Genomic DNA, 10,757 nt, shown 5'->3' with positions numbered 1-10,757 from the left:
AGGCAGGCGGGGGCGGCGTCGCGCACGCCCGCGGGCGGTACGGCGGCGACGCCTCGCCGCACGTCCCACCGCGGGCAGCACCGGGCGGACGCCGGCAGGCCCGACCGCGAGGCCTTCGCGGCCTCCCGCGACCCCGGCCAGGGCCCGGTGCCGCGCGCTCCGCGCAGGTCCACCGAGGGCATGCACCGCAAGCCCTCCGACCTGACGGCGGGCCGTCGGCGCACGCCCACCAACCCCGAGGCGATGCTGCGTCAGCTGTCGGAAATCGTGCGCCTTGTGCTGCCGCGTCGCTTCTGGCCGAAAAACATGGGTAAGTGAGGCGAAGGCAATTCTCAAGAGAGAATCGCTATCTTCTTACACATGCCGGAACAGCAGACGCGGCTGCTCGCCGCCAGATACGAGCTGCTCTCCCCCATCGGACGGGGCACCATGGGCACGGTCTGGCGGGCTCACGACCGTCTCCTCGGCCGCGACGTCGCCGTCAAGGAGATCCGCCAGGATTCGGGACTGAGCAAGGAGCAGCGCGACGAACTGCGCGAACGCATGATCCGCGAGGGGCGGGCCGCCGCGAAGATCGCCCACCCCTCGGTGGCCACCGTCCACGACGCGATCGTCGTCGACGGCAGCCCGTGGATCATCATGGAACTGGTCGAGGCCAGGTCGCTGGAGCAGGTGATCGAGGAGGAGGGCCCGCTGCCGCCGCGCCTGGTCGCCGAGATCGGTCTCGATCTGATGGGCGCCCTCGGCGCCGCCCACGAGCAGGGCATCCTGCACCGCGACGTCAAGCCGGCCAACGTCCTGCTCACCGAGACCGGCCGGGTCGTCCTGACCGACTTCGGCATCGCGAAGGTCGAGGGGGACGCCAGCATCACCAAGACCGGCATGGTGATCGGCTCCCCCGGCTACACCGCTCCGGAACGGGCCCGGGGCGACCACACCGGTCCCGAGTCCGACCTGTGGTCGCTCGGCGCGACGCTGTACTTCGCGGTCGAGGGGCGGCCGGCGTACGAGCGGGGCTCGGTGAGCGAGACCCTCGCCGCCCTGATGACCGAGCACGCCGACCCGCCGAGGCAGGCCGGGCCGCTCCGCCCGGCGCTGGAGGCGCTCCTGGAGAAGGACTACACCAAGCGGCCCGGCCACGCCCAGGCGCTGGCCATGCTCCGTAAGGTGGCCCGCACCTCCGGCAACGGCGCCACCCCGGCCGAGCCGGCCGCCCCGGCCAAGGCGGGTGGTGACGGCACGCGGACGGCGAACGCCACGAAGGCGGGCGGCCCCGCCACGACCGCCCCCCGGGACACCACCCCCAAGCCCGCCAAGGGCACACCCCCGCGCAAGCCGGGCGGATCGCCCGGACCAGCGGGCACGGCCGCCGGCACGGCCAAGCCGGGCGGCACGATGGGCGGTACTCCCAAGCCGGACGGGACGACAGGTGGCACGGCCGAGCCGGGCGGCACGACGGGCGGTGCCGCCGGTGGTGCCCCGACGCCGGGTGGGGCGGCCGTGCCGGTGGCTGCTGTGCAGGCCGGCGGGGAGTCCGAGATCGATCCTGACAAGACCATGGTGGTCATCCGTCCCAAGGGCGGTCTGCGCATCCCCGGGGTGCAGCAGGCCGGCCCGTCGGGGGACGGCCGGGCGGCCGGCGCCGCGCCCCGCCCGGCCGCCGTGGCATCTCCCTCGTCCCCGCCCGCCCGTCCGCAGGACAAGGCCCGGATCGGCGCGGACAGCGAGGGCACGCAGGTCATGCCGCTGCCGCGACCGGCCCGCCCCGAGACGGGTCGTCCGGGAGCCGACCGGCAGGGCCCCGGCCTCCCGGGAACGGCACGGCCGGGGTCGCCGCATCCGCAGGGCCCGGGCGGGACGGCCCTCCCGCCGCCTGTCGCCTCCACCGGGGTCCGGCAATCCCCTCCCGGCTCCCCTGCGCCTCAGGGCCGCTTCCCGGCCCCGCCGGTGCCCCAGGGAGCGCCACCCGCCCCCGCGTACGGCTCCGCTCCGCAGGGCGCCGCTCCGCAGGGCGTCGGCCCGCAGGGTGGGGCGGCGGCGGGTGAGCGCTGGCCGGGCCGTGAGGAGAGCGGGCTCGGGACCGACCTGTTCGCCTTCCAGGGCCCGGCCGCGCGGCGCGGGCGCACCCCGGTGGGCATGGTGATCCTTTTGGCCATAGCGCTGATCGGGCTGGCCGCCATCGTGATGCTCATCTCGGCCGCGGTCTCCGACAGCGGCGGCTCCGGCCACGCGGCCGGACCGCACCAGACGCGAACCGTCCTCGCGGCGCCGGCGACCGATCAGGGACCGTCCACCCTGCGGTGACCGAGTAGGGGCGTCCAGTCGGCGCGTCCGGGGGTTCGCCGGGCAAGACTGGAGGCATGGAGGAATTCCGGATCGAACATGACTCTATGGGCGAAGTACGCGTCCCGGCGTCGGCGAAGTGGCGGGCGCAGACGCAGCGGGCGGTGGAGAACTTCCCGATATCCGGGCGCGGGCTGGAGCCCGCCCACATAGCGGCCCTCGGGCTGATCAAGGCCGTGGCCGCCGAGGTGAACGGCGAGCTGGGCGTGCTGGAGCCCGACATGGCCGAGGCCATCTCGGAGGCCGCCACGGACGTCGCCGAGGGCGAGTGGAACGACGAGTTCCCGATCGACGTCTTCCAGACCGGCTCGGGCACCTCGTCCAACATGAACGCCAACGAGGTGATCGCCACGCTGGCCGAGAAGCGCCTCGGCCGCCCGGTGCACCCGAACGACCACGTCAACGCCTCCCAGTCGTCCAACGACGTCTTCCCCTCGTCGATCCACGTCGCCGCGATGATCGACACCGTCTACGAGCTGATCCCGGCGCTGGACCACCTGGCCATCGCGCTGCGCCAGAAGGCCGTCCAGTTCGACAAGACGGTCAAGGCCGGGCGTACGCACCTGATGGACGCGACGCCCGTCACGCTGGGCCAGGAGTTCGGGGGGTACGCGGCGCAAATCGAGAACGGCATCGCCCGCCTGCGCGGGACGCTGCCCCGGGTGGCCGAGCTGCCTCTCGGCGGTACGGCGGTGGGCACGGGCATCAACACCCCGCCCGGGTTCGCGCAGAAGGTGATCGAGAAGCTGAGGGAGGCCACCGAGCTGCCGTTCACCGAGGCGCGCGACCACTTCGAGGCCCAGGGCGCCCGCGACGCGCTGGTGGAGCTGTCGGGACAGCTCCGGGTGATCGCCGTGTCCCTCAACAAGATCGCCAACGACCTGCGCTGGATGGGGTCCGGCCCTCGCGCCGGGCTGGCCGAGATCAACCTGCCCGACCTGCAACCCGGCTCCTCGATCATGCCGGGGAAGGTGAACCCCGTCGTCCCCGAGGCGGTCTGCATGGTCGCGGCCCAGGTCATGGGCAACGACGCGGCGGTCGCCTTCGCGGGCGCGTCGGGGAACTTCGAGCTCAACGTGATGATGCCGGTCATCGCCCGTAACATCCTGGAGTCCGTCCGCCTGCTGGCGAACGTGTCCCGGCTGCTCGCCGACCGCACCGTGCACGGGATCACGGCCAACCCCGAGCGGCTGCGGGAGTACGCCGAGTCGTCCTCCTCGATCGTGACCCCGCTGAACCGCTACCTGGGGTACGAGGAGGCCGCGGCGGTCGCCAAGCAGGCCCTCAAGGAGCGAAAGACCATCAAGGACGTCGTCGTCGAGCGCGGCCACCTGGAGTCGGGCAAGCTGACCGAGGAACAGCTGGACGCCGCCCTGGACGTCCTGGCCATGACATCCCCGCCGAGCCAGGCCGAGCGGAAGGCCTGAGCGGGGCCGGCCGGGCTCTGGCGGGGGCCCGGCGGGAGACGCGGGTCAGTTCTCGGGGGCGGCCAGGCGGGCCAGCATGGTGACGGCCTGCTGGACGTCCACCGGCCGGAAGAACTCGGCGTCGGCCTTGTCGACGGCGGCGATGGCCTTCGGGGCGAGTTCCGCGCCGAGGGCGGTGACGCGCAGGCGCTTGGCCCTGGTGTCGGCGGCGTCGACCTCGCGTTCGACCAGCCCCTTGGTCTCCAGCGTGCGCAGCACCTGGGAGGTCATCTTGACGTCGGTGCCGGCCTGACGGGCCAGGGTGAGCTGGTTGGGGTGCTCGCCCTGGCTGTTGAGCCACCAGGTGCAGGCGAGCAGCACGAACTGCACGTGCGTGAGGCCGAGAGGACTCAACGCGGCGGCGATGTCGCGCTGCCAGCGCAGCGTGGCGTGCCACAGCTGGAAGCCCGGGCTCTCGCCGGGGCCGAGGGTCACCTTCGCCCCCTGTGCTCCGGCGAGGCCGCCGTGGCGCGCACGCTCACCGTCCCTCGGCCAGCCTGACCAGCGCGGCCATGGTCTCGGGCCAGTCGCCCGTGATGGCGGGACCGATCTCGGGGCCGACCGCGTCGGCGGACGGTCCGCTGATCTCCATGTGGTACACCACCCGGGCGCCGGCGCCGAGGGGCTCGACGCGGTGGGTGGTCCGCAGCACCAGGTCGCCGAACCGGGCCTCGTCGGCGAACCTTTCGTTCTCGACGACGTCGGCGAGGCGCAGCTCCACCGGCTCGCCGTCACCGGGGACCATGGTGATCTCGCTGCCCGCCTCGAAGGGGCCGCGGAGCTCGATCTTCTTGATGTCGGCGTTCCAGACGCCCCAGTTCTCGACGTCCGCCCACAGCCGCCAGACGGCCTGCGGAGTGGCGGTGGTCTCGATGCTGTGCTGGTACTCCCACATGGGAACCTCCTGTGATCCGTTCAACTCTTCGCGAAGACTATCTACGCGCAGACTATCTGTCAACGCGTCTCCGAAGGGACGGCCAGGGGCACCAGCGTCACGCCGCCGATCCGGGCCGCGACGGCGCTCGACGTGACGGCGCGGGCCGCGTCACTCCGGCGGGGACGGCAGGTAGCGCTGCTGGATCGCGCGCCCCACCCGGGCCACGTGCCGGCCGCCGGGGACGCGGGCGAGCAGCCTCGTCAGGCCGGACGGCCTGCCGTCCGGTGCGCCCGGCTCCGCGCCGGCGAGGACCCGCGCCCGGCCGGCCCGGCCCAGCTCCAGCAGGAACCGCAGCTCCGCCTCCTGGCCATCGACCCGCAACCGCGGCGTCCACAGGCCGCGCACCAGGTGCCCCTCACCGGGGAGGCGGCTCACCGGGACCTTCGCGACGAGCTGACCGGGGAAGCGTCCCGGCACGCCGGGCTCGACGAGGGCGGGCACGGTGATGGCCCGGCCGCGGTTGCCGACCTGCCGCAGCACCAGCTCCGCCGGCGGCCCGCCGCTCGGCGGCACGTACGGGACGGGCAGCACGACGAACACGCTGCCCTCCCGGTGGGTCACCGTCGCGCCGGGCGAGACGAGCACGATGGACTCGGTGAACGAGCGGGGCTCCACGCACACGCTCAGCTCCCTCTGCTCCGACCAGCAGGGGATGACGAGCTTGCGCGACCGTCCGGCCACCACGCCGACGCAGCTCAGCTGCGCGCCGCGGTGCCCGGCCACGCGGGTGCGGGCGTGCTGCGCGCCGCTGTGCATACGGACGTGCACCTCCCACTCCCCCGGGCGCAGCGGACGTCCGAGCGCGGCGGTGGCGACGTCGAGCCGCGCCCGGCCGACGGCCCAGATGCGCACCCTGTCGCCCTCCGTCGCCCGGCACACCTCACCGGACACCGGCAGGAAGAAGATCAGCCCGTTGTCGCCGTGCCGGATGTAGACCTCCATGCGCGCCCGTGAGACGGCGTCGGTCACGTCGGCGAGCGCCGGCGGCAGGTCGATGCCGGGCAGCGGCGGTGTCCACAGCAGGCGGTCGCCGTGGGCCCTGAAGGTGACCGGCGTCCCGCGCGCGTCGACGATCTCCACGGCCAGGTCCATCACCAGGACGTCGTCCTCCCAGCGCAGGTCGCGCAGCTCCGCCCGCACGGAATTGCCCCTGGACGCCTCGCTGAGGGCCACCAGACGCCCCAGGTCGCCCGTCCGGACCAATACCGCCCTGGCCCGCAGATGGACCGGCAGAAGCCCGTCCAGGCCCGCGGGGAACCGTTCACGGGTGAGCTCCCGCAGCCGGCCGAACATGGCCGCACGCCGCGCGGGAGGCGCGGAGAGCAGGGGACGCCCGCCGAGCATCCGCAGGACGCCGTTGCCGAACCAGTGGGCGTACAGCCGGTCGCGCTGCTCGCCGGGGTCGCTGTGGGCGTCGACGACGTCGAGGACGGCGGCGATCCCGGCCGCGTACGCGGCGGGGTCGACCGGGTCGCCCGACGGCGGGCCGATGTGGCAGCAGACCTGGTCGGCGAGCACGGCGATCACCTTGGCCGTGAGGTACGCCTCCAGCACGAACGCCTGCTCCGACAGCTGCGGCTCGATCTCCGGGAAGCGGATCTCGCGCGAGTCGAGGAAGGCCCGGCGGAACAGCTTGTGCGCCGTGGGCAGGGCGAGCAGCCGGTCGCCCAGCACGTTCGCGCGCTCGCGGTTGTGACCGAAGACCTTGGGCGGCGGCTCGTCCCCGCGCACCACACGGCCGATCAGCACGTCGGCGTCGGTCTCGACGGCCATCCGGTACATCATCTCCAGGGCCACGCGCTCCAGCCGGTCGCGCTGGCCGAGCAGGTAGACGTACTCGCCCTGGGCGACCGCGAGGCCGACGTTGCGGCCGCGCGCCGGGGAGCCCGTGCGCTCCAGGTGCAGCACCCTGACGTTGGGCCGGACGGCGGCGACGGCGTCCAGGCGTTCGCGCGTGCCGTCCCCCGAGCCGTCGTCCGCGAAGATCACCTCGTACTCGCCGGACGGCATGGACTGCTCCAGCAGCGAACGCACGCACTCGTCGAACGCGTCGTCGTCCGCGCCCGGCTCCGACACCGGGACCACCACGCTGACCTTCACACCCATGTGGGTCAGGGTGGGACCTACGCCGCCGGTACGCCTTCAGGCTTGCCGAAACCTCGAACAACCCTGACTAAGAGTTCGCGCCGATCATTACCGAGCGGCGCCCTTCGTCAGTACCAGCCGGTCGCCTGCGAGTGCGCCCACGCGCCGCAGGGGGACTTGTAGCGGGCGGCGATGTAGCCGAGCCCCCACTCGATCTGCGTGGCGGCGCTGGACTGCCAGTCGGAGCCCGCGCTCGCCATCTTGCTGCCGGGCAGGGCCTGGGGGATGCCGTAGGCGCCGCTGCTGCGGTTCATCGCCCGCTCGTTCCAGTGGCTTTCCTTGTCCCAGAGCTTCTCCAGGCAGCCCCACTCACCGGCCCAGCCCTTGGCCGCCGCCATCTTCTGGCCGATGGCCTTGTTGCTGCCGGGGTTCGGCTGGGAACCGGGCGGGAAGGCCTGCGGGGAGAAGCCGCCGCCCCCCGGCGCCTTCTTGACGATCTTCACCGGGTCCCAGTCGGGCCCGTCCTTCTCGCGGGCGTGCTTGATCTCCCACGCCTTCTGGGCCTGCGCCGCCTGCGCCTTGAGCGCGTCGGTCCGGGGGTCGGGGGCGAACGGGTCGTCGCTCCCCATGCGCATGAGGTCCTCGAGGGCCAGCTTGGGGCCGCTCTTCTGGGCCTCCTCGTTGTCCTTCATCGTCTTGAAGGTGAAGACGCCGAGGGCGGCGACGAGCGCGAAGGAGATGCCGACGCCCGCGATGCGCTTGGGTGTCAGCCAGGATCCGCCCGACCGGGCGCGGCCACGCGGCGGGGTTGCGTACTCGTCGTCCTTACGGCTTCGCCTGTTCCGCAACTGCTGACCTGAGCTCACGGCTTATGAGCTTGCCGTGTACCGGGGGGTGGTCCGCAACCGGAACGTGGAAGTTCTTTGCCCGTTACATGACCTAACCACCCAGTAACGTGCGCTTTTCATATTCCATGTGATTTTCGTCACACCGGCCCCCGAAGGTCGCCCTCCGGACCCCCGCACCGGAGGGCGACGGAGCGAGGCACCAGGGCATGGCGCCGCGTCCGTGTGAACATCCGCGAATCCCGAGCGCGGAAGGCCGGGCGGCACGAAGAGAGGCCGCGCGGACGAACGCCGGGTGCGAACGTCACCAGGGTTTCTCGCTACTGTCGGGTTGAAGTCGGCACCAGGTCACAGTTCCGTGACATAGAAGGTGATAAAGAACTATCAGCAATAATGTCCGGGTGGCCGGCATCCTCCTCGTCGAAGACGACCCCTCCGTACGGACGGGTCTCGAGCTGGCACTCACCCGGCAGGGCCACTCCGTCACCGCCTACGCGACAGGGGAGGAAGCCCTCGACCACGTGCGAGCACGGCGCCCCGAGATCGTCATCCTGGACGTCATGTTGCCCGGCATCGACGGCGTCGAGGTCTGCCGCCGCATCCGCCGGCTCGACTCCCTGCCCATCATCCTGCTCACCGCACGCGGCGACGACCTCGACATCGTGGTGGGCCTGGAGGCCGGCGCCGACGACTACGTGGTCAAGCCCGTCGAGCCACGGGTGCTGGACGCCCGGATCCGGGCCGTCCTGCGCCGCCTGGAGTCCGCCTCCGCCGACAGGATCAGCTTCGGCGACCTGGTCGTGGACCGGGGCGCCCTGAAGGTCACGCTCAACTCCCGCGAGATCCACCTCACGCCCACCGAGCTGCGGCTGCTGCTGGAGCTGGTGCGCCACCCGGGCCAGGTCCTCAACCGGCGCTACCTGCTGCGCGCGGTGTGGGACCACAACCACGTGGCCGACTCCCGGCTGGTGGACGCCTGCGTGCAGCGCATCCGCGCCAAGATCGAGCCCGTCCCGGCCGAGCCGGTGTTCATCCACACCGTGCGCGGCTTCGGATACCGCTTCAGCCCGCCGTGAACCTCGGCCGCCGGCGTCCCACCGGACTGCGCGGCCGGCTGGTCATCACCTTCATCCTCGTCGCGGTGACCGCATCGGCCCTGGTGGCGGGCATCGGCTATCAGCTCGTCCGCCGCGCGCTGCTGGACCGCGCGGAGAGCAGCGCGACCGTCGACGTCACCGACGTCCTCCAGCGGATCTCGCTGCCCATCGGAACCAGCGACCTGCTGTGGCCGACCGACACCGTCATCACCGAGAGCGACCTCGCCGACATCACCGAGTCGCTCGGCGGCCCCGACCGGCAGGTGATCCTGATCTACGGCGACCGGGTTCGGCTCGGCACCGGCACGCGGTTCGGCCTCTCCGACGTCCCCGCCGAGTTCCGCGCGCGGGCGGCCACGCGGCTCGTCCGGCAGCGGCTGACCATCCAGGGCGAACCCTGGCTGCTGATCGGCACCCAGGTCTACCGGCTGACGCGCATCGGCACCTCCCGGCCGACGGGCATGACGGTCTTCGTGTTCGTCTCCCTCAAGGAGGAGGACGGCGTCCTCGCGCGGCTGCGCACCGCCCTCGGACAGGCCTCGGGCATCACGCTGGCGATCGCGCTCACCGTCGCGCTGGTCTCCGCCCGCAGCGTCCTGCTGCCCGTACGGAGGCTGGGCGAGGCGGCCCGCGCGCTCGGCGCGGGCCGCCTGGACACCCGGCTCCCCGTGCACGGGCGCGACGAGCTCGCCGGGCTCACCGCGACCTTCAACGACACCGCCTCCGCCCTGGAGCGGACCGTGTCGGAACTGCGCTCCCTGGAGGCGATGTCGCGCCGGTTCGTCGCGGACGTCTCCCACGAGCTGCGCACCCCGCTCACCGCGATGACCGCCGTCACCGACATGCTGACCGAGGAGGCGCAGCACCTGCCGCCCGACGCCGGCAAGGCCGTCGACCTGGTCGTACGCGAGATCAACCGGCTGAGGGTGCTGGTGGAGCACCTCATCGAGGCGAGCCGGCTGGACTCCGGCGCGGCCGTGCTCACCAGGGAGAACATCGACGTCGCCCTGGCACTGGCCGACTGCCTCGACATCCGCGGCTGGACGGGGCGCGTGCGCCTGGAGGTCCCGCGCGGGCTGTCGTTCTCGCTCGACCCCCGGCGCTTCGACGTGATCGTGGCCAACCTGATCGGCAACGCCCTGCGCCACGGCGCGCCGCCGGTGACCGTCAGCGCGCGGGTGCTGCGCAGCGGCCTGGAGGTGAAGGTGCGCGACCGCGGCAGCGGCATCCCCCGGCAGGCGCTCCCCCACGTCTTCGAGCGCTTCTACAAGGCCGACGCGGGCCGGGCGCGCAGCGAGGGCAGCGGGCTCGGCCTGTCGATCGCCAAGGCCAACGCCGAGCTGCACGGCGGGACGATCAGGGTCGAGCTGTGCGATCCCGGGACCCAGTTCACCGTCTGGATACCGCACCCATGAGCCGTCCGACCACCATGATCACGCGCCGCCTCGCCTCGGGGCTCGCGCTGGCCGTCGCCCTGGCCGCCGGGGCGGGCTGCGGCGTGGACGCCACGGGCGTGATGGACTCGGGCCCGGTGCCCGTCATCAGCGCCCGCAGCGCCTTGGCCAGCGTCTACCTGCTCCGCGACGGCCGGCTGGCCCCCAGGCAGGTCGTCACCGCCTCCGCTTCCGTGCGGGACGTCATCGCCGCCCTCTTCGAGGTCGGCACCGTGTCGCCCGAGGGCCTGGAATCCGCGCTGAAGGGTTTCCGGCTGGAGCAGACCACCCTGAGCCGGTACGGAAGGGACGGCGGGATGCGCGACGCACCGGACAATCCGGTCGGCCTGCGCCTCCACGTCATCGTGAACGGCTCGAGCAGGCTCCCCAGGGCGGCGCTGGCGCAGCTCACCTGCACGGGACGGCTGCGCGAGGAGATCTGGTCGGTGAAGATCACTCAGACGACCCCGAAAGGGCCGCAGGGGCTGGGCGAGCACACCTGCCGGGAGTACCACGACCTGGCGGCCCCCGGAGTCAGCCTCCCCCCGTGA

The 10,757-nt window shown here is 72.7% G+C and carries 9 protein-coding genes and 1 pseudogene; 6 read left to right on the top strand and 4 right to left on the bottom strand.

Going from position 1 to position 10,757, the window contains the following annotated elements:
- The 3 genes and pseudogenes from KIK05_RS42140 to KIK05_RS42130 form a co-directional block, all read left to right on the top strand.
- A pseudogene (locus tag KIK05_RS42140) lies at positions 1 to 318 on the top strand (hypothetical protein); the annotation flags it as partial.
- Positions 319 to 360: 42 nt separating this feature from the next.
- Entirely contained in the window at positions 361 to 2,304 is a 1,944-nt protein-coding gene (locus KIK05_RS42135; RefSeq protein ID WP_214416516.1) for a serine/threonine-protein kinase, read from the top strand.
- 56 nt (positions 2,305 to 2,360) lie between these two features.
- Positions 2,361 to 3,770 (top strand): class II fumarate hydratase, encoded by a 1,410-nt coding sequence (locus tag KIK05_RS42130; RefSeq protein WP_214416515.1) that lies wholly within the window; start codon positions 2,361 to 2,363, stop codon positions 3,768 to 3,770.
- A gap of 45 nt (positions 3,771 to 3,815) precedes the next feature.
- Here the strand turns inward: KIK05_RS42130 and KIK05_RS42125 are convergent, their stop codons facing one another.
- From KIK05_RS42125 to KIK05_RS42110, 4 genes are all read right to left on the bottom strand, one after another.
- Positions 3,816 to 4,244 (bottom strand): MarR family winged helix-turn-helix transcriptional regulator, encoded by a 429-nt coding sequence (locus KIK05_RS42125; RefSeq protein ID WP_214416514.1) that lies wholly within the window; start codon positions 4,242 to 4,244, stop codon positions 3,816 to 3,818.
- 43 nt (positions 4,245 to 4,287) lie between these two features.
- Entirely contained in the window at positions 4,288 to 4,704 is a 417-nt protein-coding gene (locus KIK05_RS42120) for an SRPBCC family protein (RefSeq protein ID WP_214416513.1), read from the bottom strand.
- A gap of 150 nt (positions 4,705 to 4,854) precedes the next feature.
- A complete protein-coding gene (locus KIK05_RS42115; RefSeq protein WP_214416512.1) occupies positions 4,855 to 6,852 on the bottom strand; it encodes a glycosyltransferase family 2 protein in 1,998 nt (665 codons plus the stop codon).
- A 107-nt stretch (positions 6,853 to 6,959) separates the two neighbouring features.
- A complete protein-coding gene (locus tag KIK05_RS42110; protein WP_214416511.1) occupies positions 6,960 to 7,679 on the bottom strand; it encodes an aggregation-promoting factor C-terminal-like domain-containing protein in 720 nt (239 codons plus the stop codon).
- A gap of 398 nt (positions 7,680 to 8,077) precedes the next feature.
- Between KIK05_RS42110 and KIK05_RS42105 the strand changes: the two genes are divergently transcribed.
- The 3 genes from KIK05_RS42105 to KIK05_RS42095 are packed head-to-tail and all read left to right on the top strand — an operon-like array spanning position 8,078 to position 10,757.
- Positions 8,078 to 8,752 carry a response regulator gene (locus tag KIK05_RS42105; protein WP_214416510.1) on the top strand — a complete coding sequence of 225 codons (675 nt, stop codon included), beginning with the start codon at positions 8,078 to 8,080 and terminating at the stop codon, positions 8,750 to 8,752.
- On the top strand, positions 8,749 to 10,188 hold the full coding sequence (locus KIK05_RS42100; protein WP_214416509.1) for a sensor histidine kinase: 1,440 nt from the start codon (positions 8,749 to 8,751) through the stop codon (positions 10,186 to 10,188). The genes KIK05_RS42105 and KIK05_RS42100 overlap by 4 nt, the downstream gene beginning before the upstream one ends.
- A complete protein-coding gene (locus KIK05_RS42095; protein WP_214416508.1) occupies positions 10,185 to 10,757 on the top strand; it encodes a hypothetical protein in 573 nt (190 codons plus the stop codon). Before KIK05_RS42100 ends, KIK05_RS42095 begins: the two co-directional genes overlap by 4 nt.

This window comes from Sphaerisporangium fuscum (genome assembly GCF_018531465.1).
Classification (GTDB): Bacteria; Actinomycetota; Actinomycetes; order Streptosporangiales; family Streptosporangiaceae; genus Sphaerisporangium; species Sphaerisporangium fuscum.
The sequence above is the reverse complement of the archived record's forward strand: the minus strand, read 5'-3'. Positions and strand labels throughout refer to the sequence as shown.